Source organism: Faecalicatena orotica, from assembly GCF_003149245.1.
Taxonomy (GTDB): Bacteria; Bacillota; Clostridia; order Lachnospirales; family Lachnospiraceae; genus Faecalicatena_A; species Faecalicatena_A orotica.
Genome location: NZ_QGDL01000002.1, coordinates 385,829 through 408,090, shown reverse-complemented (window position 1 = coordinate 408,090; position 22,262 = coordinate 385,829). Strand labels below are relative to the sequence as shown.

Annotated in this window: 20 protein-coding genes; 3 read left to right on the top strand and 17 right to left on the bottom strand. The window is 45.6% G+C overall.

Going from position 1 to position 22,262, the window contains the following annotated elements; translation table 11 throughout:
* Positions 1-35: 35 nt before the first annotated feature.
* The 10 genes from trxB to A8806_RS05625 all read right to left on the bottom strand — a co-directional run bounded on the left by trxB (position 36) and on the right by A8806_RS05625 (position 12,645).
* Positions 36-944, bottom strand: coding sequence for a thioredoxin-disulfide reductase (trxB, locus tag A8806_RS05670; protein ID WP_109730199.1), 909 nt, complete (start codon positions 942-944; stop codon positions 36-38).
* A gap of 46 nt (positions 945-990) precedes the next feature.
* Positions 991-3,357, bottom strand: a complete 2,367-nt coding sequence (locus tag A8806_RS05665; RefSeq protein ID WP_109730198.1) for a ribonucleoside triphosphate reductase — start codon at positions 3,355-3,357, stop codon at positions 991-993.
* A gap of 190 nt (positions 3,358-3,547) precedes the next feature.
* Positions 3,548-4,243: an anaerobic ribonucleoside-triphosphate reductase activating protein gene (locus A8806_RS05660; protein ID WP_109730197.1), complete on the bottom strand. Its 696-nt coding sequence runs from the start codon at positions 4,241-4,243 to the stop codon at positions 3,548-3,550.
* Between the two features lie 71 nt (positions 4,244-4,314).
* Positions 4,315-4,899 (bottom strand): TetR/AcrR family transcriptional regulator, encoded by a 585-nt coding sequence (locus A8806_RS05655; RefSeq protein ID WP_181368597.1) that lies wholly within the window; start codon positions 4,897-4,899, stop codon positions 4,315-4,317.
* Between the two features lie 95 nt (positions 4,900-4,994).
* On the bottom strand, positions 4,995-5,471 hold the full coding sequence (locus tag A8806_RS05650) for a NanQ anomerase/TabA/YiaL family protein (protein ID WP_109730195.1): 477 nt from the start codon (positions 5,469-5,471) through the stop codon (positions 4,995-4,997).
* On the bottom strand, positions 5,468-8,563 hold the full coding sequence (locus tag A8806_RS05645; RefSeq protein ID WP_109730194.1) for a glycosyl hydrolase: 3,096 nt from the start codon (positions 8,561-8,563) through the stop codon (positions 5,468-5,470). The genes A8806_RS05650 and A8806_RS05645 overlap by 4 nt, the downstream gene beginning before the upstream one ends.
* Positions 8,564-8,631: 68 nt before the next feature.
* Positions 8,632-9,918: a TRAP transporter large permease gene (locus tag A8806_RS05640; protein WP_109730193.1), complete on the bottom strand. Its 1,287-nt coding sequence runs from the start codon at positions 9,916-9,918 to the stop codon at positions 8,632-8,634.
* Entirely contained in the window at positions 9,915-10,415 is a 501-nt protein-coding gene (locus A8806_RS05635) for a TRAP transporter small permease (RefSeq protein WP_109730192.1), read from the bottom strand. The genes A8806_RS05640 and A8806_RS05635 overlap by 4 nt, the downstream gene beginning before the upstream one ends.
* A gap of 89 nt (positions 10,416-10,504) precedes the next feature.
* Positions 10,505-11,563 (bottom strand): sialic acid TRAP transporter substrate-binding protein SiaP, encoded by a 1,059-nt coding sequence (locus tag A8806_RS05630; protein WP_181368596.1) that lies wholly within the window; start codon positions 11,561-11,563, stop codon positions 10,505-10,507.
* 161 nt (positions 11,564-11,724) lie between these two features.
* Entirely contained in the window at positions 11,725-12,645 is a 921-nt protein-coding gene (locus tag A8806_RS05625; protein WP_109730190.1) for a dihydrodipicolinate synthase family protein, read from the bottom strand.
* A 258-nt stretch (positions 12,646-12,903) separates the two neighbouring features.
* Here A8806_RS05625 and A8806_RS05620 point away from each other — a divergent pair, with 258 nt between their 5' ends.
* On the top strand, positions 12,904-13,782 hold the full coding sequence (locus A8806_RS05620) for a helix-turn-helix domain-containing protein (protein ID WP_181368595.1): 879 nt from the start codon (positions 12,904-12,906) through the stop codon (positions 13,780-13,782).
* Positions 13,783-13,894: 112 nt separating this feature from the next.
* Here the strand turns inward: A8806_RS05620 and proC are convergent, their stop codons facing one another.
* The 3 genes from proC to A8806_RS05605 form a co-directional block, all read right to left on the bottom strand.
* The gene (gene proC, locus A8806_RS05615; protein ID WP_109730246.1) at positions 13,895-14,689 is read right to left on the bottom strand and encodes a pyrroline-5-carboxylate reductase; all 795 of its coding nucleotides are present in this window, start codon (positions 14,687-14,689) and stop codon (positions 13,895-13,897) included.
* Between the two features lie 172 nt (positions 14,690-14,861).
* On the bottom strand, positions 14,862-15,131 hold the full coding sequence (locus tag A8806_RS05610) for an acylphosphatase (protein WP_109730188.1): 270 nt from the start codon (positions 15,129-15,131) through the stop codon (positions 14,862-14,864).
* A gap of 36 nt (positions 15,132-15,167) precedes the next feature.
* A complete protein-coding gene (locus tag A8806_RS05605) occupies positions 15,168-16,538 on the bottom strand; it encodes an RNA-binding domain-containing protein (protein WP_109730187.1) in 1,371 nt (456 codons plus the stop codon).
* A gap of 235 nt (positions 16,539-16,773) precedes the next feature.
* On the opposite strand from A8806_RS05605, the gene A8806_RS05600 reads away from it, so the two are divergent.
* On the top strand, positions 16,774-17,409 hold the full coding sequence (locus tag A8806_RS05600) for a GntR family transcriptional regulator (RefSeq protein WP_109730186.1): 636 nt from the start codon (positions 16,774-16,776) through the stop codon (positions 17,407-17,409).
* A 52-nt stretch (positions 17,410-17,461) separates the two neighbouring features.
* Here the strand turns inward: A8806_RS05600 and hypD are convergent, their stop codons facing one another.
* The 4 genes from hypD to A8806_RS26555 all read right to left on the bottom strand — a co-directional run bounded on the left by hypD (position 17,462) and on the right by A8806_RS26555 (position 21,550).
* Positions 17,462-19,837, bottom strand: coding sequence for a trans-4-hydroxy-L-proline dehydratase (gene hypD, locus A8806_RS05595; RefSeq protein ID WP_109730185.1), 2,376 nt, complete (start codon positions 19,835-19,837; stop codon positions 17,462-17,464).
* 4 nt (positions 19,838-19,841) lie between these two features.
* The gene (locus A8806_RS05590) at positions 19,842-20,750 is read right to left on the bottom strand and encodes a trans-4-hydroxy-L-proline dehydratase activase (protein ID WP_109730184.1); all 909 of its coding nucleotides are present in this window, start codon (positions 20,748-20,750) and stop codon (positions 19,842-19,844) included.
* Positions 20,751-20,918: 168 nt separating this feature from the next.
* A complete protein-coding gene (locus tag A8806_RS26560; RefSeq protein ID WP_242995959.1) occupies positions 20,919-21,167 on the bottom strand; it encodes a DUF5758 domain-containing protein in 249 nt (82 codons plus the stop codon).
* Complete coding sequence (locus tag A8806_RS26555) at positions 21,167-21,550, bottom strand: pentapeptide repeat-containing protein (RefSeq protein ID WP_242995957.1); 384 nt, start codon at positions 21,548-21,550, stop codon at positions 21,167-21,169. The genes A8806_RS26560 and A8806_RS26555 overlap by 1 nt, the downstream gene beginning before the upstream one ends.
* Positions 21,551-21,978: 428 nt before the next feature.
* On the opposite strand from A8806_RS26555, the gene A8806_RS05580 reads away from it, so the two are divergent.
* Positions 21,979-22,236 carry a TM1266 family iron-only hydrogenase system putative regulator gene (locus A8806_RS05580; RefSeq protein ID WP_109730183.1) on the top strand — a complete coding sequence of 86 codons (258 nt, stop codon included), beginning with the start codon at positions 21,979-21,981 and terminating at the stop codon, positions 22,234-22,236.
* The last annotated feature ends 26 nt before the right edge of the window (positions 22,237-22,262 follow it).

Genomic DNA, 22,262 nt, shown 5'->3' with positions numbered 1-22,262 from the left:
CAGCAGACAGAACGTTTTTTATTGTCTATATACTATTATGCCCCTGCCAGATACTTGCATGCAGCGAGCGCCGCAACTGCTCCATCAGCTGCAGCCGTTGTCAGCTGGCGTACTTCTTTTGTACGGCAGTCACCGGCTGCATAGACGCCCGGACGTGAGGTCATGCAGTCTTCCGAGGCCTGAATGAAACCATCCGCATCCAGTCTGACATATTCTCTGAAGATGTTATTCTGTGGAATCTGGCCGATCGCGACGAAGACCCCTGACACATCTATTGTAAAGTCCTCCCCTGTCTTTTTATTATTCAGGATCAGTCCTTCTACCATTGTCTCACCGACAATATCCTTTACAGTTGCGCTTAAAACAAACTCTACGTTGTCTTTTCCTTTTAACACATTCACAAGACTGCTGTCTCCGCGGAACTCGTCTCTCCTGTGAACCACATAAACCTTGCTGCAGTAATTAGACAAAAACTCTGCATCCTGCAGTGCGGTATTCCCGCCTCCGATCACTGCTACATCTTTCCCCCGGAAAAACGCCCCGTCACATGTCGCACAGTAGGAAACTCCGGATCCTGTCAGTTTCGTTTCTTTCTCGATGCCAAGATGTCTGTGTGTCACCCCTGTTGCCAGAATCACCGTTCTGCAGGGATACTCTTTGCCTGTTGTCTCTATGATCCTGATTCCGTCTTCGTCGCGGATTCCTGTCACCTGTTCCATGACAGTCTCGGTTCCAAGTTTCATAGCCTGGTCCAGAAGATTCATGGAAAATTCACTTCCGCTTACACTGGCAATTCCCGGGTAATTCTCTACATTATGGGATGCCGTGATCTGTCCGCCAAAGTTCATGCTTTCGATGATCACCGTGCGTTTCCCGGCCCTCTGGCCGTATATGGCAGCGGTCATGCCTGCCGTACCACCTCCGATAATTCCAATATCATACATAGTTATTCCTCCATGCCATTTCAAAACTGCCGTTTATATTCTTATTCTAGTGTTTCTCAGCGTATGCTTTTATATTCGAAGCATTTGCCATTTTCTGCACACCGGACTCGCTGATTACGATCAGGGTCGGTGCCTGCATCACACCATATTTCTTTACTAATTCCTCATTTTCCTCGGCATCAACTACTTCATATGCAATATTTGCCTTTTCCAGTGAACTGCTCGCTATCCTGCAGTTCGGACAGGTCTTTGTTGTAAACAGAAGTGTTCTCATCTCACCTTCCGGTGCCGCAGTCTCACACTCCACTTTTTTTGCCTCAGGCGTATGCACGTTCAAATGGGAATTGGAAATATCATATACCTTACGGTCCTTGAACTCCTGTGCTTTTCCGTCATTCCAGTTCTTTACCGGACGGTAGTATCCCGTAATACGGCTGTAAACCTCTGTCTCTTCCCCGCAGTCCGGGCACTTGAAGTGCTCGCCGGAAATATACCCGTGGTTCTTACAGATCGAATATGTTGGTGACATCGTGTAATAAGGAAGTTTATAATTCTCAGCAATCTTCTTCACCAGTGACGCCGCCGACTTCCAGCTCGGAAGCTTTTCACCCAGGAATGTATGGAATACGGTTCCTGATGTGTATAATGTCTGGAGCTCGTCCTGAATATCCAGTGCCTCGAATACATCCTCCGTATATCCTACCGGCAGGTGGGAACTATTCGTATAGTACGGTGTTCCGTCGCCTTCTGCAGCTGTGATAATATCCGGGAACTGTTCCACGTCATGCTTAGCAAGGCGGTATGTCGTTGACTCGGCAGGAGTTGCCTCCAGATTATATAATTCGCCGTACATTTCCTGATAATCGGAGAGGCGCGCCCTCATATGGTTCAGAACTTCCTTTGTAAATTCCTGCGTCTCGGTACTTGTCATGTCCTTTCTGATCCATTTTGCATTCAGTCCGGCTTCGTTCATACCGATCAGCCCGATCGTTGAAAAATGGTTCTCGAATGAGCCGAGATATCTCTTTGTATACGGATATAATCCCTCATCCATTAACTTGGAAATGACAGTCCGCTTTGTATGGAGGGAGTCAGCCGCAATGTCCATCATCTTGTCCAGCCTCTTGTAGAATTCCTCTTCATTCGCCGCCAGATAGGCAATTCTCGGCATATTAATCGTAACGACACCGATAGACCCTGTACTCTCACCGCTTCCGAAGAATCCGCCGGATTTCTTCCTAAGTTCACGCAGGTCCAGACGCAGGCGGCAGCACATACTCCTTACATCGCTCGGCTCCATGTCGCTATTGATGTAGTTTGAAAAATAAGGTGTACCATACTTGGCAGTCATCTCGAACAGCAGACGGTTATTCTCTGTATCCGCCCAGTCAAAATCTCTTGTGATAGAGTATGTCGGAATCGGATACTGGAATCCACGTCCGTCTGCATCTCCCTCGATCATCGTCTCGATGAAAGCCTTGTTGATCATATCCATCTCTTCCTTACAGTCGCCATAGGTGAAGTCCTGCTCTTTCCCGCCGACAATTGCCGGAAGGTTTGCCAGGTCGTCCGGCACGGTCCAGTCCAGAGTGATATTTGAAAATGGTGCCTGTGTTCCCCAGCGTGACGGGATATTCACACCGTAAATAAAGGATTCAATGCATTTTTTTACTTCCGGGTAAGTCAGGTTATCGGCCTTTGCAAACGGCGCCAGATAGGTATCAAAGGATGAAAATGCCTGAGCTCCGGCCCATTCATTCTGCATAATGCCAAGGAAGTTTACCATCTGGTTACAAAGTACACTCAGATGCTTTGCCGGTGATGATGTGATCCTTCCCGTAATGCCGCCAAGCCCTTCCTGAATCAGCTGCTTCAGTGACCATCCCGCGCAGTATCCTGTCAGCATGGACAAGTCGTGGATATGGATATCCGCATTCTTATGTGCCTTCCCGATCTCCTCATCATAAATCTCAGAGAGCCAGTAGTTAGCCGTGATTGCGCCGGAGTTGCTTAAGATCAGTCCCCCGACAGAGTATGTGACTGTAGAATTCTCTTTTACCCTCCAGTCCGTGATCTTAACATAACTGTCCACGATTTCTTTATAGTCGAGCAGTGTAGAGTTCAGATTACGAATCTTCTCCCTCTGCTTTCTGTATAAGATATAGCCTTTCGCTACATCTGCATAACCGGTCTTGATCAGCACAGACTCTACGCTGTCCTGAATATCCTCCACTGACACAAGGCTGTTCTTTACTTTTGGTTCAAAATCTGCTGTAACTTTCAATGCAAGCAGATCAATAATGTCCTGATTGTACTCCCTCTCCTGGGCCTCAAATGCTTTTCTGATCGCCTCGCTGATCTTAGCCAGATTGAAGTCCGCTATTTTTCCGTCTCTTTTTGTAACCTGATACATACTGTACGGTCGCCCCTTTCTCTTATACTCGAATCGAATTGAGATAATTTTTGCCCAACCTTTTCAGTTGGGCACCTGAAATTATTCTATCACTGAGCTAATATCTTGTCAATATAAAACAACAATATGTAGTATGCAACTTTTTAGTTTCTAACTACATATTGTTGTTCACTTGTCCAAACGAAATGTGTCATTCCACACCGCGCAGTTCTGCACCCGGTATATTCCTTTTCACAATTTCCAGAGCCTGCTCCATAATCTCCTTTGTATATGCCCTCAGCCCGGGCCGGATCAGGTCCCCCGAATCCACAAACCCCTGAAGGTAATAGCGCTCTGCCCCCTTCAGCCACCGGCCGATCGCGGCAAAGTCTTCCCTTTTATGGAATTCCCTGACAACGGTCGTCCGGAATTCATAAGAGACTGCCCCCGACTTTAAGTAATCCACACTCTGCAGAATATTTTCCAGATTGTATTCCTTGATTCCGATCGTCTCACCATATTTATTCGGGGCGTTTTTAATATCCATAGCAACATAATCAACCAGATTCTGTTCCACAAGCTGTCTAAGCCTGCCAATATTACTTCCGTTTGTATCCAGCTTGACCGAATAGCCGAGTGCCTTCACTTTTTCCATAAATGCTGCGAGATCCGGCTGCAGCAGTGGCTCCCCGCCTGTAATGCATACACCGTCGAGGACTCCCTTCCTTTTTTGCAGGAAGGCCAGCACCTCTTCTTCCGGTATATGATTATCCGGATCCACATGAGTAACCAGTGAAGCATTATGGCAGAACGGACATCTGAAGTTACAGCCGGCAGTAAAAATCGTGCAGGCCACCTTTTCCGGATAATCTAAAAGTGTAAGTTTCTGTAATCCCTGAATATTCATCACGGTTCTCCTTCCCTGTTCATGCGCCGTATGCATCTGTAACTCATACGGATATTCTGTTAAAAACCGCTTCAGGCCTTAAAGTGCTCCATCATAATCGGCATATATGCCTTGCTGTACTCTCCCAGTGAATAATCCCCCCTGCTCAGACACCAGTCAGAAATCAGCGCTCGCTCACACAGCGAATAATATTTTGTAATCTCACTGATTGACTTGTCCTGACGTATCTGCCCTTTTTTCTGCCCGTCCTCGATAATTCCTGATATCAGCCGGTAATATACCCTGTTCTGGTCAAGAAGGTGCCTCTGTCCTTTTGCAATCAGCTGTGTAGAATAAAGAGAAGCAAGAAGATCGATGCTGATCCGCTCCTCAATCATGGAATGTACTTTATAATTCAGATACAGGAGCTTGTCGTAATTATTCATCTCCTTGTCCATATCCACATGCAGTTCTTCGTAGTAATCATCCAGAACCGTGGACAGCGTGCTGAGCAGCTCATCCTTTGTATTAAAATAATAGTAGAAAGATCCCTTCGAAGTTCCCGATAATTCAATAATATCATCCACTGTCGTATGATCATATCCTTTATCATGGAACAGCTGCCATGCCGCCGACACGATTCTGGCTTTTACACCTTTATTCTCCGTAGTTTCCATAATCCCCAGCCCTTCTTTTTCATAGATTTCATATATACCATTCTACCATAAAATCACAAGTCTGCAATCGGAAGTTAAGGGACAATTTTTTTGACTTATTCTTGATTCCTGTCTTTTATACGGATTTTAAATACAATCTTCTTCACTTTTTCCTTCCGCCCCGTCTGAATACAGGGCATGTGGCTGTCCTGGGGGAACAGCAGCACAAACATTCCTTTTTTTGCTTTCACCCTCACATCCGGCTCACCACACTCAAGGAATATGACATCTTTTTCCGGCGTCATATCCTCTTTTACTTTACATTCAGAAGTCTCGTGGATATAAAAATATTCTTCTCCTTCTGCAATATACTGCAAATCCAGATACTCCCTGTGCGCCTCCATGACAGACTCTTCTCTCTTCCTTGTATCATAAATCTGTACAAGGGCATATAAGCCCCCGCCATAAAAGTCTGCTCTTCCCTCTTCTGTATCTTCTTCCACTGCTTTTCTACAGAAATCCAGGATAAAGTCCAATTCATCCGCCCTGAATAATTGGTACTGCGGCAAATGTTCTATCTTATCAACGATCATCGTCCCTCTCCTTCCTCAACTGACAGTACGATCTGTTCCATGAGTCCATAAGGCTCTGTTACATATTGCGGGGTATAAAGATTCCCTTCTGTCCTGAAATCTTCCCAGCTTAACCTGCTGCATCCGGTATACGTCTGGTGGAACGGCCCCATAAGGTTCCTCAGGCTGCCGGTGACTGTCAGGGTTATCTCATTCACTTTCTTCTTCAGATACGGCGTGATTTCCATAGCTTCACACGACCTGCCAATCAGGACCCCCGCCTCTTCACCATTGACCCGGACGCTGACAAGCACTCCTTTATATGCACCTGGTTTCAGCATAATCCGTGCCCCTGCCGGAACTTCCTCCTGTATCAGGAACCGGTAAGAGACATCACCCGCATAGTGGAACAGCCCCTGCAGACACCAGTCTCCAAAATAAAGGTGTCTCACCGGCTTTACGATGTACCTCCTGACATCGACACCGAAATCTCCTGTCAGGTATATGTCCTCCAGTTCCATATCATTCTTATAATTACCGGATACAGTCAATGTGTTGGTCCCTTCCGTCAGCCCGGACACCTTAAATTTTTGTATCCCCCGCTCAAGGAACCAGTCTCCGGATGCCGGGCATATTACACCGTTGCAGGATACTTCCAGTCCTTCCGGGTGCTCCACGGCCAGATAAATGTCTCCTTCCGGCACGTCCTGCACCTTGGCTTCAAATTCCAGCTTAAATGCGTTTCCGCCGTTCTCACACGGTGTGTGGACCCACGTATATCTCTGGGGTGCACCGTTATAGTAAACCTGCCGCATCCCCAGTGTTTCCCTCAAAAGCTTCTGTGCTTTCCACACCGGAAGTTCCTCCTCCGACAACAGTTTGAGACAGTTTTCCCCCATATACACCCTGCATGTATCTAATGTCAGTGCATTCTCCATATTTAAGGATATGTCCGCCTCTGGTCCCAGCACACACCATACTTTGTCTGCCCTGTGCGGATGAAGGTAAGGGAATTCCAATACTCCCGGCCCTTGTCCGCAGGCAGACGCCTCCGTTTTCTTTCCACACTTTAAAAAGAACACTTTACTTTCAGCAGGTGAGAAATGGATCTGTAATCTGGTCCGGTTCTGATCCGCGTAAAACGATGCTTTTTTTATTTTTCCTGTCAGCGGTATATATTCTTCAATCTGGTTACAGTCTGGGAAAGAAGCTCTGACCGATACTCCATGTTCCCGGTTGTGGTTGACCAGAAATACAACATATCCATCCACTGTTTTCCTTACCATCGTCAGGATATCCCCTGCCTCACAGCCTTTCGGGTCTTTCAGGGAAATGATGCGCGGCTGCACTTTCTCAAGCATCCGGTAAGCATGCTCCTCATCCTCCGCCTGACAGAACCCTTCATAATTTCTCAGCACGCCGGCCATTCTTGACGGCGCCCCCTCAATCATGCCGATCATGCCGCCGATCCAGATTACATTTCCACCTGCACGGAGAAATTCCTCCAACTTATCCACAGTCGAAGCGAATAATGTAGTAACTGGGGGGACAATTACAACTGAATACGCCGCCTCCTTCACCCAGAACTTCCCTGATTCCACACGAGCTTCCTTTGCCATGATCATTTCATCCCCAAAATCAAAGTCATAGTGCATCCCTGCCAGTGCCGCTGCCAGACGGTTATAGCGCTCGCCTTCCCTGTTCAGGCCAAAAAGATTCTCATCGAGCCATCCCATGTTCATTTCCACCCGGTTCAAATCTTCCCACGGCGCCGAACGGCTTTTTGTCCATATCGTTGTCAGCGGGTGGATCACCAGAACATTCCTTACTGCTTTCCCCGCCGTGCTGCATACGGCAAGCCTTGCAAAATAGTCTTCCAGCACATGCAGGTCCTTCCACCAGGTATTCTGATAGTTGAACACCGGCGGATAATCCCGTTTCCTGCATCCGGTAATAGAGTAAAGTGCAAGGTGCTGGCATCGCCTCGTCACGCCGAGCACAAACTGCCAGTCCCCCAGCCACTTCTGTCCTTCAAAGGTCAGCCCCCAGCCTGTGCATCCATAAGTCTCAGATACAACCATCTCTCTGCCATACTGGTTTGCCACACTGGTACACTGTTTCACCGTCAGATATTCCTGCGCCTGCTCCCCCAAAATGTCAATTCCGGGCGCGTGCATATACTGGTAGTGCGGCATAGCGCCCCCGCTGACCCGGACCCCATAACCCAAGTCGTTTTCATACAGCACATGTCCGGTCAGCATAAGCTGACGGTCACTGCACCAGTCATACAGCTGTTTCATATAGTTTTCCCCGAACAGCTCTGTCAGGGTCCACCAGTAATCATGGCGGGTTTTCTTGCAGTCCCCACAGTCATAGAACAGTCCGGGAAGCTTTTCCAGCAGGTCATACCCGCGGCGTTTTCTGAATTCTTTCGCAAATCCCCCGCTCCAGGGAAGCCAGGGACGCCCCTTAGTAAAAACGCTGAAAAAATCGCAGAAATTAGGTTCATCCGTGAAAAATCCCTTTACCGTTTTTCCAAATGCATCCCCGCATGCCTCCTGATACATTTCATGGGTCATTTGGAGGAATGTCTTCACGGCATCCGGATTCAGATTATCCGTCGGGGCCATCCCGTTGTACCATTCACTCGAGCCTGAGGTCTCCTGCCGGAATACCAGCGTCTTTCCCTCCTGCCGGAATATGCCGAGGATATCACCGTCTTCCACCACCCGGGCATTTTTTCCGTCCAGTACCTCCAGTGTCAGTCCCTTTGCAGTAAACCGCTCCGGATCGGAAGCGCTCACCATCCCTCCCGCACTACCGGAAGGCCATTTATCCTCGTCATATATCCATGCCTCCAGCCCGTGTGATTCTGCGTACGCCACGGAATCTCTTACAAGATCCATCCACTCCTTTGACAGGTACTCTGTCTCCAGTCCCTCCCGGGAATGAATGAAGAATCCCCCCATTTTTTCTTTTTTCATCTCCTGCATCTGCCGGTGCAGTTCCTGTTTTTCTAATTTTGCATTCCATCCCCAGAAAGGTGCACTCCTGTATATGTTGTCCGGGTCTGCAAGCATTTCCTGTATTTCTTTCAAGCTTTTTAATCCCATATCAGTCTCCATACAGCAAGAAGGCCCTCATCCCTCAGAACGGAGCCTTCTTAAAATTTTTATTTTAGTTACATAAAATGATTCGGTATATACAGGATAATGTCCGGTATATAAGTCACAAGGAACAACAGGCCAATCATGATTGCGACCATCGGAATGATCTCCCTTATGACGCCCTGTATCTTCGTCCGCCCAAGACCGGATACGATGAACAGCAGCATGCCGAAAGGAGGTGTTGACAGTCCGATCATCATGTTCAGGCAGATCACTACGCCAAAGTGGACCAGATCGATGCCGAATGCATTCACAAGAGGCAGCACCATCGGTACGAATACAAGCTGGATCGTACTGACATCCAGTACACATCCCAGCAGAAGGAAAATAATATTCACAACAAAAAGGAAGATATACTTATTGTCTGTCAGTCCTGTAAACAGGGCTGCAACTGCGTTCGGCACCTGCTCCAGTGAAATGATGTAGGAAAACAGCATGGAGGTTCCACACAGCAGTGCAAGTGTTGCCGTATTCGCCGCTGATTTCTTAATGATTCCAAACAGTTTTTTCCATCCCAGAGTTCTGTATACAAATGCAGAGATCAGTAACGCATACGCTGATGCAACCGCCCCGGCTTCTGTCGGTGTACATATACCTGAGTAAATACCTCCCAGCAGGAGGATTACGGTAAAGAGTGCTGGTGCTGCAACAAGGGTCGCACGTCCGAACTGTTTCAGGCTCATTTTCACCCCTGCCGGATAGTTGCGTTTATGTGAAACGAATCCTACATAGATCATCAGCAGGATTGCCAGAAGCACTCCGGGCACCATACCGCCCATGAACAGCTTGCCTACGGATGCACCGGAAAGCATGGCATAGATGACCATCGGGATAGACGGCGGGAAAATAGGTCCAACCGTTGCGGATGCTGCCGTAATCGCGCAGCTGAATTCCGGATCATATCCCTCTTTTTTCATCTGTTCAATCTCCATCAGGCCGATTCCGGATGCATCTGCAATCGCCGATCCTGTCATTCCAGAGAAGATTAGGGAAATAAATACATTTACCTGTGCCGTGCCACCCTTCAGCCGTCCCAGAAGTCCGTTGCAGAAAGAAAATATCTTATCCGTAACCTCACCCTCATTCAGCACATTTGCCATGAAGATGAACAGCGGCGCTGCCAGCATGGTGTAGTTTGAAAACATGTTTCCCGTAATAACAGAAAATACCTGCCCTAAATTATCCGGTGCGGAAATCAGGAAATACACGATAGACGCCGCCAGCATAGATAACGATACCGGCATACGTATTATAAAACAGACTGCCATAACTACGAACAGTACAATCACGGCTGTATTCATAATTTCGCACCTCCCTGTGATTCTTTGTATGTCTTAAATGCCTCGGCGATTTTCAGTGCAGATCGGATAATCATTTCTGCAAGCATGTAGATAAATGGTGCAAATATAACGGTATAAGGCAGTTTCAGTACCCCCGTCACCATCTGCTTGCCAAGCAGTGTCCTGCAGCATGGTATAAACGTAATCGCCAGCAGTATAACCAGGGCGACATTATAAACGACCATGCAGATAAACTGCCCTCTTGGCTTCAATGTGTCGTATACGAGCCCGAACACGACATGCTCGTCCGCCTTAATTGCCTGCCCCACCCCGAAAAACATCGTCCACATGTAACCCAGCACGGATATTTCATAGCTCCATGTCACGGGCTGTTTTAAGAAATATCTGCAGATAATGGAAACCATGAACACAACGAAAATCACAGTGAATGTGACGCTGGGCACAAAATATCCCAGAAAATCCATGATTTTCTTTCCCGCCTTCTTGAATGCCTCCAATGTAAAGCCTCCCTTCCTCTCAGTCGGAGAATATACAGCGAAGCCTCACGGATCGCTGTATTTCTCTATCTCTTTTATTTCAGATACGTTTACTCGTATTTCGCGCCTTCATCCTGAATCTTGTTATACATATCCATGTCCCATGTGGATGTCTGGTCATCATGGCCTTCGTAATAAGCTGTAACCTTTTCTTTGAATGCCTTCAGGTCCGGATAAGTAACTGTGCAGCCTTCAGACTCAAGAGTCTCGATGGCAGATTCCTCGTCGGCGATTCTTGCCTCGTCATTGGTTGTCCTTGCGTATTCCATTGCCTCTGTCACTGCCTTCTGCTGGTCTTCTGACATGCTGTTCCATGTATCTGTGTTGATGCATGGGATGACAGAGTCTACTACATGGTTAGTGATTGCAAAGTAAGGTGCAACTTCATAGAATTTTGCACTGATACATGTCGGAAGCGGGTTGTCCTGCGCATCCACGGCACCTGTCTGTAGCGCGGTATACAGCTCTGAGAAGGAAAGCGGGGTCGGGTTCGCGCCGAGTGCTTCCCCTAAGTTCAGCCATGCCTCGGAATTTGGCATTCTCAAAAGCTGTCCTGACATATCTTCATATTTATTTACTTCTTTTGCCCTTGTATTGATGATACGGCTTCCCAGATAGAATGCAGAAAGCGGCTTGCAGTTTACATTGTCTGAAATCTTATCAAAGATTTCCTGTCCGGTCTCACCGTTTAATGTTCCTGTCATATGGTCATAGGAATCCCAGAAATATCCGGAACCAAACATGGAACACCACTCCAGCCCTGACTGCGTGGAAAGTGTCTGGAAGGAAATATACGCCAGATCCGCTTCCCCGGAGAGAAGTGCATCAAATTCGTTTTCAGAAGAAAACAGTGTGCCATCTGAATATGTCTTGCATGTCACGCTTCCGTCAGAAAGCTCTTCCACCTTATCGGCAAACTCCTGCATTGCCTTTGTATGGGAATCGCCTGATACAGATACAGATGTGAAGATCAGCTCCACCTTTTCCCCGGAAGATGCACCGTCAGCTTTTTTGTCTCCTGCGTCCTCAGACTTTCCACTTCCGCACCCTGCCAGTAAGCTTGCTGTCATTGCCACGGTCAACAATACTGTCACTAATTTTTTTCTCATAATAATATCCTCCATACCTCTTTCATGATTTTCCTTTTCAGGAATCCTATTTTCGTTTATCTCATGCCCCTTCCTGCACAGATGGCTGCCTACTGAGCCGCGCCGGAGCTATGATTCTTTTTTATTCTCTTTCCTGTTCCCGCCGTATTTATCCAGCGGTATTATGACTTAAAAAAATTCTCCCTGAACGCCTGCTCCATTGCCCTGAACTGTACAATTTCCATCTGTTTACTTGCAGTCAGCTCTGCGGCGTCTTTTGTCCGGCAGTATGTAGACATTTCAAGCCCTTCCAGCTGCATATGGTATTTTGCATTGACCGGATAGACCTGGCATTCCACCAATGACGCAGCTCCTAAGAAGTTCTGCATTCTCTCCGCCTTCTCCGGCTCTTTTTCAAAATTCTCACAGAGCCATGTATATAGGTCCGCGTGAAAGTTTGCCATCACACCACTGTATCCCGCACATCCCATTTTCAGGCTTTCAAGCAGTGTAGCTGCATTCGCGTTAAAAATCTTAAGGTCTGTATGTTTCACAGCATCTGTCTTCGCTTTTAACTGGGCCAGGTCACAGCACGTATCCTTCAGGAATGAAAACTTTCCGGTTTCCGCACAGAATTTCAGCAGTTCCGGCGACAGTACCCGCTTATAAGGGAATGGGCATTCATAAATGCCAAAACTCTCCGCCGGGATCTGGCTGATCAGAGTTTCAATTCCTCTTTTTGCCTCATCCTCACTTCCGCCTTCCTTCGCAAACTGGTTAGATATAAACACATAAGAATCTGCACCTGCATCAATTACGGCTTTTGCTTCTTCTACCTGATCTTCCACTGTTTCTGCAACATGTCCGGAAGCAACAACCCCCATATTTTCCGGGGCATTGTCGATGATAAACTTAGCCAGTTCAAATCTCTCCTGCTTTGTCAGGAAAAACATCTCACTTGACTGACATACTGCAAAGACCCCGGCTACTCCCTGTCCTTCATACCATTCCAGAAGTTTCAGTACCTGATTATAGTCGATTTTGTTGTCTTCTGTAAATGGTGTGATCATGACCGGCCATACACCGTCCTGAATTACTCTCATATACACCCTCACTTTCTTTGGTCAAATCTGTAACATCTTTGAAGTCCAATTGATTATTTTGTATAAAACAATTATAATATCGTTTTATTTTTTGCGCATTTAACATCATCCCGAGTACAATTTTATACTATTTGTGCATAATGCATATGTTTTTGCTGTACTTTTTTTCATTTCAGGAGCTGTTTTTATCATTTTTGCATAATTAAGTTGTTTTTTATGGTATCATAAATTATAATATCAGACAGGAGGATGATCATATTGAGGGAAATATTTGACGAGTATTGCTGGGAGAAACATAAGCAGGTCCTTACATTTGACTTTCATCAGATTGTAGGGCTTAAAAACTTTGCACATTGGAATATCAACCATGCCTCAAAGCCGACTCCCCTTCATTATCATTCTGACATCGTTGAAATCCACTGTCTGGCCAAGGGCACCCGGGAGACTACGGTAGGCAATAATCATTACATCATTACAGGGAACGAGCTGTTTATTACGTTCCCCTATGAACTGCACCAGACCACTGCAAGCGCAGAATCCCCCTGTGAATTCTACGGATTCCAGATCGACCTTAAGGAGAAGCAGAGCCTGCTCGGGCTGGATGCCAAGTACAGCCGATTTTTAGCCGACATGCTCACCTCACTCCCTAACAGGCATCTGAAAGTAACAAGCACCGGGATCCATATGCTGAAAAAGGCATTCGAGGGGCTTCAATCCAAGAACACGGCCCGCTACTATGCCGGTGTCCAGTATCTCTGCTGCTTTCTGTTCGAACTGCAGAACCTAAAACCGGTGACGGAAGAAGAGGCCCATTCTGACACCCCAATACAAAAAGTTGTTTCTTACATAGACGGGCATTTCCGCGAGGAGCTCAGTCTGGAACAGCTCGCTGATGTCTCCGGATATTCACTCTCGCGTTTTAAGATGAAATTCAAGGAAGAGGTCGGTATAACCCCCGCCGAGTTCCTGACCAGGAGAAGGGTGGAATACGCCAAGCAGCAGCTGGAACTGACATCACGGCCGATCATAGACATTGCTTTTGATACTGGGTTCTCATCCAGCAACTACTTCTGTTCCGTGTTTAAAAAATATGTATACTGCAGTCCGTTGTCATATCGAAGGCGGTTCCGCACCTGATGCAGAAGATGATAAATATCCTAAAACAGGACAGGCCCACTCCAAATGCTTCTATATGCATTTGGAGTGGGCCTGTCCTTGTATGATAAAAAAATCTTAATCTTTAAACAGATTACATGTTTTTGGAAATCTCGGCACACGCTTTCATTGCCTCGATTACTGCACTTCTGAATCCCATGTTCTCGAGAACCCTAACAGCTTCGATCGTGGTTCCTCCCGGTGAGCATACCATATCTTTTAATTCGCCCGGGTGTTTGCCTGTCTCAAGTACCATCTTCGCACTTCCGTATACAGCCTGTGCTGCGAACTTGTAAGCCTGTGCTCTCGGCATTCCGTCTGCAACTGCTGCGTCCGCCATCGCTTCGATGAACATGAACACGTATGCCGGTGAACTTCCACTTGTAGAAACAACAACATCCATCAGTCTTTCCGGAACTACTTCGACTTTACCGAACGCACTCAAAATGCTGACCGCATACTTCAGTTCCTCTTCTGTTACATGCTCATTCGGGCATGCTGCCGTCATACCTTCGCCGACCATAGCCGGTGTATTCGGCATTGTACGAATGATCTTCACTGCTTTGCCAAACTGCTCTCCCAGCCATTCCAGAGTCTTGCCCGGTGCAATCGTAATGATGATCTGGCCTTCTTTTACACTATCTTTGATCTCCGCAATTGTAGATGCGTAGAACTGTGGTTTTACAGAAAGGACTACAATCTCAGAACTTTCTACTACTTCTTTATTATCTGCTGTCACATTGATGCCGTATTCAGCCTTCGCTCTTTCTCTTCCCGGCTCAAAGATGTCAGAACCGATAATCTCCTCTGGTTTGAAGATTCCTTTTTTGATGATTCCGCCCATGATGGCTCCTGCCATGTTACCTGTACCAATAAATCCTAATTTCATAATCATTCTCCTCGTTTCTTTTTTGTTCATCAGATCCAAAGGGAGTATTTCTCTCCGAGTCTGTCTTAAAGCTTCATAATTGTATACATATTCATAATTTGTATACAATTCTTTCTCTTGCATACAATATAGCATTTTCAGTGCTTTATGTCAATCGTTATTTCATGAAATTCTATCGTACATAGAAGCTGCTCTCCTTCTCCAATGGTATCTCCTTTGTGTCCATCCATTCTATAGAAATAAAGCTGCCTTGATTCAGGCCCACAAGGAGCTTATTAATCATTGGCTCACGTCCCTGCACTTCCATCGTAACGGTGCCGTCCCATTCATTTTTCACCCATCCGGTAAGCTGCAGTGACTGGGCAAGATATTTTGCCGTATAGCGGAAACCTACACCCTGCACTCTTCCGTAGAAGGTAATATGCTTTCTTACCTCTGCCATATTCTCTTCCCCTTCCCTTTCTGATTTCCAAATAACTTACTCAAGCACCTTCCAATAACCAGTCTTTTTAGAACCAACTCTTTCTACATATCCATTTTCTTTCAAAAATGTAAGATTATTTTCCACTGCCGTTTCACTAACGCCCAGTATTTGATGTAATTCGCTGGTAGTAATATTAGGATTATCTCTCATTTCTGTTAGGATTGTTTGTCTTCTCAAATTTAATTCTTTTTTATTCCCTACTTTTTTCCCTACTTTTTTTATTCGCTGAAGCGGTATTGTAACAACAATCGAATTTTCTCTAAAAGTAAATGCTTCCTTCCCATAAGTTTCAATAATCTTAGGCACACCACGACCAGATTTTTCACTGATATGCAGCTGTAAAAAGATTTCTGATAACTTTTCGTTTACCGGGATTGATTCTCCCAAGAAAAACCCTTCCATAGTCTGTGCCGGTGCCAGTGTTCCTCTTGACAAAATTTCTATCCTATTCGAGAAGACAGAAATCATTGGTTCATTTCCACTTATCCATAGATTATGCAAAATGGCATTTATAATTGCTTCTCTAAAGGCTTTGTTATCAAACAGTGGTATTTCCGGACGTTCCACTACACGCTCGCTCTCATCTGCCTGAATCAAATTTAATACATCCGCATATCTTAAAACCTCATCCAAAGTATAAAGCAGGCAATTATTTCCAAATTCTCTTACAGAAAATAAATTGGAGCCTTTAGTCTCGCCTTCAAAAATAGATACTCTTAATGGAAAATGTGAATTGTCTGAAAGCAACTGTGCCAACAGGTTATATTCTCCGTCTTTATTTCTTAATCCAAGATTTTTCTCAAAAGTTTTTTCCTTTAAAACTATTCCTTTAGAACCATAATATCCAAACAATTTAGAAAATGTCAATTCCTGATATTTAGCCGGTAACGTTTCCACAGTCTCTACTCTTCCGTCCAAAATTTTGAACAACTGAATTTCCCTTTTCGGATAATCTTTCAAATTTGCTTTAGAAGAGCCAATACGGATATATCGCTTTTCTTTAAAAGCTGATGGAATTTCTTCCGCAGCAGGAATCATCAAAACAACAACCCTCTTATCATTTATCGTTGTTTCCTCAAACGAAAAATTAATACTCGGAAACAGATTTCTCGCCAGAAAATTTTGATATGGTTCTTTGTTATGGTCGCAATACTGATTGAATGTCGTGCCTACAATTTCATGAGTTTCATTATTAACGCCCCACACAAAATATGCCTGGGCCTTATGGTGGAATGCGGCTGCATTTGACAAGGCTGATACATATTCACCAAGTACTTCCGGCTGAAACCAATTTTCTTTAAATTCAAACCATTCCTGCTCATCGGCATATGCACATAAGTCTAAAACTAATTTTTCGATATTCATAAACATCATCCTTTTCCCAACTTTTATTCCCAATGTTGATATTATAACACGTTGGGAATAACGTTGGGAATATTTTATACATTTATTAAAAAAATATTCCTTCCATTCTTTCAATGTATCTGGAATGATATTGCATTCTGTTCTGATTTACTTTATAATTTGTATACAATTAGGAATTTTCCGTGCCGTGCACCCTGCTGCGCGGCATCATAATCTATATAAACGAGGTATCATTATGGCCGAAAAACATGTTTCTCTGGCGGACCAGGCTTACGAGACGATCCGCACGAATATTCTGAATCTTACTTATCCGCCCGGCATGCAGCTGACCGAGGCAAAGCTCACCGCCGATCTCAATATGAGCCGGAATCCAGTGCGCACAGCCATCAAAATGCTGCAGGCAGAGGGGCTGATCGTCACCGATTATTATAAGTCCATGACCGTGAAGGAAATCACGGAAAAGGACATCCGGGAAATCTACCAGCTGCGGGAACTTCTGGAGGGCAATGCATTCCAGCTCATATTCACCTCCGGCCGCTATGAAGAGTACTCCTACCGGATCGAGGAAAAAATCGTGCGTATGTGCGCCGCGGCCGGGGATATTTACCAGTGGGAAGTTGCCGATACGAACATGCATCTGGAGATCGTCAGCGTCTATGAAAACGACCGCATTAACCGTATTTATGAAAACAATCTCTCAGAACTCATCCGCATGGGACAGAATTCCGTAAAGAACGGAATGGATATTGTAAAAACGAATGAAAATTTAAAAACAATGGTCCAGTACATGCGCGAAAATAATTATGAAAAAGCCTACGCAATACTGAAAGCAGATCATTTTACAATAGGGAAAGAGACCGCACTGGGATAGCCAGGCAGTCTCTTTTTTCATTTATGAATCAATGTTCTGTTCAGATTGGTTCTTAATTAAAACTCTGTTCTGTTCTTTCAATAATCTCATCCTGCAGTGCCTTGCTCAGATTTCTGAAGTGGTCACTGTAACCTGCCACACGCACAATCAGGTCTTTATAATCCTCAGGATGCTTCTGTGCCTGAATTAATGTCTCTTTATCAATGACATTGAACTGAATATGGTGTCCGTCCATGTTGAAGTACGCACGGACTAAGTTCGCCATCTGTTCCAGGCCTTCTTCTCCTGCCACGACACTTGGGGTAAACTTCTGGTTCAGCAGTGTACCGCCTGTCTGCAGGTGGTCCATCTTCGCGCAGGATTTTACAACAGCTGTAGGACCGTTTGTATCTGCACCCTTCTCCGGGGAAATTCCTTCGGATACCGGTTTGTGTGCCAGACGTCCGTTGGCGCTTGCCATCATGACGTCACCGAAGTAAACATGGCAGGTTGTCGGCAGCATGTTGATTCTGTACATTCCGCCCAGCATATTCGGCCGTCCCGTTACCTGGCTCCTGTAATATTCAAACACGGATCTCATGATATCATCTGCATAATCATCGTCATTACCGTATTTCGGCGTCTTGTTTCGAACCAGATTTGCGATTCTGTCGTGTCCCTCGAAGTTGTCATCCAGCGCTTTCATCAGTTCTTCCATTGTAAATGTCTTCTGGTCGTAGACGTTATATTTTACAGCTGCAAGGCAGTCTGTGATTGTTCCGATACCTACGCCCTGCAGATACTTGGTATTGTACCTTGCACCGCCGCCGTTGTAATCCTTCCCTTTGGAAATACAATCATTTGTGATGATAGAGAGGAACGGAACCGGCATATTTTCTGCATAGATCTTCTCGATCACGTTGCTTCCCTGCACCTTGATGTCTATGAAATACTTCATCTGTTTCTGGAAAGCTTCAAACAGCTCTTCATATGACTTGAAATCTACTGCATTCCCCAGCTTCAGTCCGAGCTGTTTGCCCGTCATTTTATCGAAACCATTGTTCAGTGTCAGTTCAAATACTTTCGGGATATTGAAATATCCTGTGAGGATATAAGCCTCGTTTCCGAATGCCCCTGTCTCCACACATCCACTTGTTCCGCCGCGTCTTGCGTCTTCCAGAGATTTTCCTGCGTTCAAAAGCTCCTGCACGATTGCCTCGGTGTTGTAGAATGCAGGCTGTCCCCATCCTTTTCTGGAAATCTCACATGCACGTTTGAGGAACTTCTGTGGTGTCTTTCTGCTGATCTGGACATTGGAGCTTGGCTGGAGGAGTTTCATCTCGTCCATGCAGTCCAGAATCAGGTAGCTGACATTGTTGACGCCATTTTCCCCGTTCGGTGTGATTCCGCCTGTGTTCAGGTTTGCGAAATCGGTGTATGTGCTGCTCTCTTTTAGCGTAATTCCTACTTTCGGTGGTGCCGGCTGGTTATTGAATTTCACCCACAGGCATTCCAGCAGTTCGAGGGCTCTGTCGTCGTCCATGATTCCTGCTTCTGTATCTTTCTCATAGAACGGATTCAGGTGCTGGTCAAGGCGTCCCGGGCTGTAAGCATCCCACGGGTTTAATTCGCTTGTAACTCCAAGGTGTACAAACCAGTACATCTGGATCGCCTGCCAGTAGGTCTCCGGCTTGTGTGCCGGCACGACATCGCAGTTTACCGCAATCTGGAGCAGTTCTTCTTTTCTCTTTGCATCCGTCTCTTTTTCGGCTAATTCCCTTGCATAGGCTGCATATCTCTCGCCCAGGATCATGATGGCATCGCAGGCAAGTTTCATACCTTCTAACTCATTCTTCTTGTCCAGTGCCTCCGGATCATTCATGAAGTCCAGACTGTCGATTGACTTCTGGATATCTTCTTTGTAGTCAAGGAAACCTTTCTCATAAATCTTAACAGATCCGACTGTATGCCCGGGTCCTCTCTGTTCCATAAATTCCGTGAAAATTCCTGCCTCATAAGCGTCCTTCCATTCCGGTGTCATCTGGCGCAGGATCTTGTTTCTCATAGAACGCTTATCCCAGTACGGGATCATAACATCTTCCTGAATCTTATAATCTTCTTCCTTAACTTTGAAGTTGATCAGGTCTCTGTCATTCATAACATGCATATCTTCCACCGTATGGCAGCAAAGCTCCGGGAAAGTAGGCGCCGCCTGCGGAGAGTCACCTTTTTCTCCGACAATCAGTTCTCCTTCACCGATATATAATGTTTTATTTGAAAAATAATCCTTCAGCACCTGTCCGCGCAGTTCCGGCACTGACAGTTCTCCTTCATACTTCTTATAAGTCTCCGTCTCACTGAGCGCACGCTCCAGATCAATGTGCGCAGGAGTATCCAGACTTAACTTTCTCAGTTTTTTGATACGTTCGTTCATTCCTCTTTCTTCCATTTTCTTAACCTCCTATTTTTACATTATGGTATCCGGCCTGTTGGAACAACTCCACAAAATGATTCATCTCTTCTTTATCCGGTGCATGAAGGTCATTGCCTTCGTAACACATCCCGACTTTCGGGTATTTTCCTGATCCCGTATTGTGATAAGGGAGAAGGTTTACCTTCGCCGCATGAATGTTCTTTTCCTGAAGCCATGCAATAATTGCTTTCATTGCTTCGTCATTTCCATTTACTTCTTTTATCGTAGGGATACGGATATAGATCCTTGCCCCTGCCTGGCTTAGTTTTTCCAGATTTCCGAGTATAACTTCGTTTCCCGCACCCATGTATCGCTTATGTATCTCATTATCCATCGTCTTGATGTCATATAAAAACGCATCCACAAAGGGCAGTATCCGCTCAAAGTTCCCATAAGGCGCCTGGCCGCAGGTATCGATCATGACGGAAATCCCCATGCGGTGCAGCTTTTTGACAAGTGCTTCCACATAATCCATGTCTGCTGTCATAACCTCTCCGCCTGACAAAGTGACGCCGCCGCCTGACTCTTCATAAAACATCTCATCTTTTTTCAGTTCTTTAACCAGGTCATTCACGGAATATTCATCACCTGCGATCTCCCGCAGATTCAGGTTGCAGACGTCTATACACTGTCCGCACACCGTGCACTTCTCCCGGTCAGTGACCGCTTTCCCGCCGGATATCGTGACTGCCCCGTTCGGACAGGCCGCCGCGCATGCTCCGCAGCCTACACACTTCTCCTGATCAAAAAGCAGCTCTTTTTTATAATTCTGTGTCTCCGGATTATGGCACCAGACACACTTAAGACGGCATCCTTTGAAAAAAACCGTCGTCCGTATCCCGTCTCCGTCATGGATAGAATACTTCTGGATATCAGTGATCAGACTCATGATTTAATCCCTCTCTTAACCTTGTCGGGAACAGCAGTTTTTCTCCTTTTAGACTGCCGTTCGTACTATAGTCTAAAAGTAACATATAAACCATTGTTTGTCAATAATTTATCAATATAAAAATGCACTTTTTATAAACATTTTATAACTTTCTTTTTATTCTTAATTTTAGTAACGTACTGCCTCTTCCCTGGTCATCCAGAAATGAATCCCAGTCGTTGACTCATTCCACCTGTCTTCATCAAAGTCCTGTACTTCCACCCACTCCCCTGTCCGGTAAACAAAATTCTCATCCACCGTAGACCATGCCTCGTCAAAATAAACCGAGCAGTCAATACTCTTAATCACAAGCACCTTTGCCCTGCTGCACCTGCATGAACTGCGGGTTGCAGATGTCCTCTTCGCATCTGCTGGAATCAGAAGTTCCGCAATCCTATTGTCACAGCATTTTTATAACCAACAAACGCCCCCTCTTCCGGACAGTACAGCCGGAAAAATTTTGTATTTTCATCCGAAATACAGTTCTCCAGCTTTGCCTTCTCCAGTACCGCGCAAAACAGGTTCGCACCCCGGATGTCACACGCCCTCATGTCCGCCCCGCGAAGCGCACTTGCTTCCAGATCGGCCTCCCGAAGCACTGCACCACAGAAGGAACACTGCTCAAACAAGACATTTTTCAGAATACAGCCCGAGAGGTCTGCCCTGTCAAAACAGATATGATGAAACGAAGCACGCGAAAAATCTATCCCCCTGAGATCCATGCCGGATAAGTCCATATTTCTTAAAACGATACCCTGCATATTCCGCCTTCTTTCTAAACTTTTTATTCGTATATATCATACCACATCCTGTCCCATACCCGGTCACTTAAGTCCTGTAGTTAGACAACGAAAACACCATCGTTATAGAAGCACATTTTTGAACACTTTGCACAAAAAGAAAAACATTTTCCTGTTGATATTGTGAATAATGATCCTCTGTGTTATAGTTTATTATATATTTGTTCTGATTACGAAGGGTCACACCTGAGTAAAAAGGCGCACAGACAACATACAAAATGGGTTCCCTTATCACTTTTTGTGGATAATTAGGGGGAAAGTTTACCCTTTGGATACCTGCGCCTTCTGGTGCGGGTATTTTTTATTTCAAGCGAAACTCAATTTTGTTCCCTCGGGCAACGAGGTAAGTGAACAGTAACAAATATTTGACTTGAAAACAAGGAGGTCTTATGGAAACAAGAATCGCTCAGGTAGGAATCATCCTCAACAGTAACGAATCCGTAGATGAACTGAACCACCTGCTCAGCCAGTACGCACAGTATATCATCGGCAGGATGGGGATTCCGTACCGCGAGAAAAACATCTCCATCATCAGCATCGCAATGGATGCGCCGGGTGATGTCATCAGCGCCCTCTCCGGCAAGCTCGGAATGCTGCCCGGAGTCAGCACAAAGACTATATATGCAAAAACAAAACAGACAGATTAACAAATGAAGCTCGTTAAATTATTAAC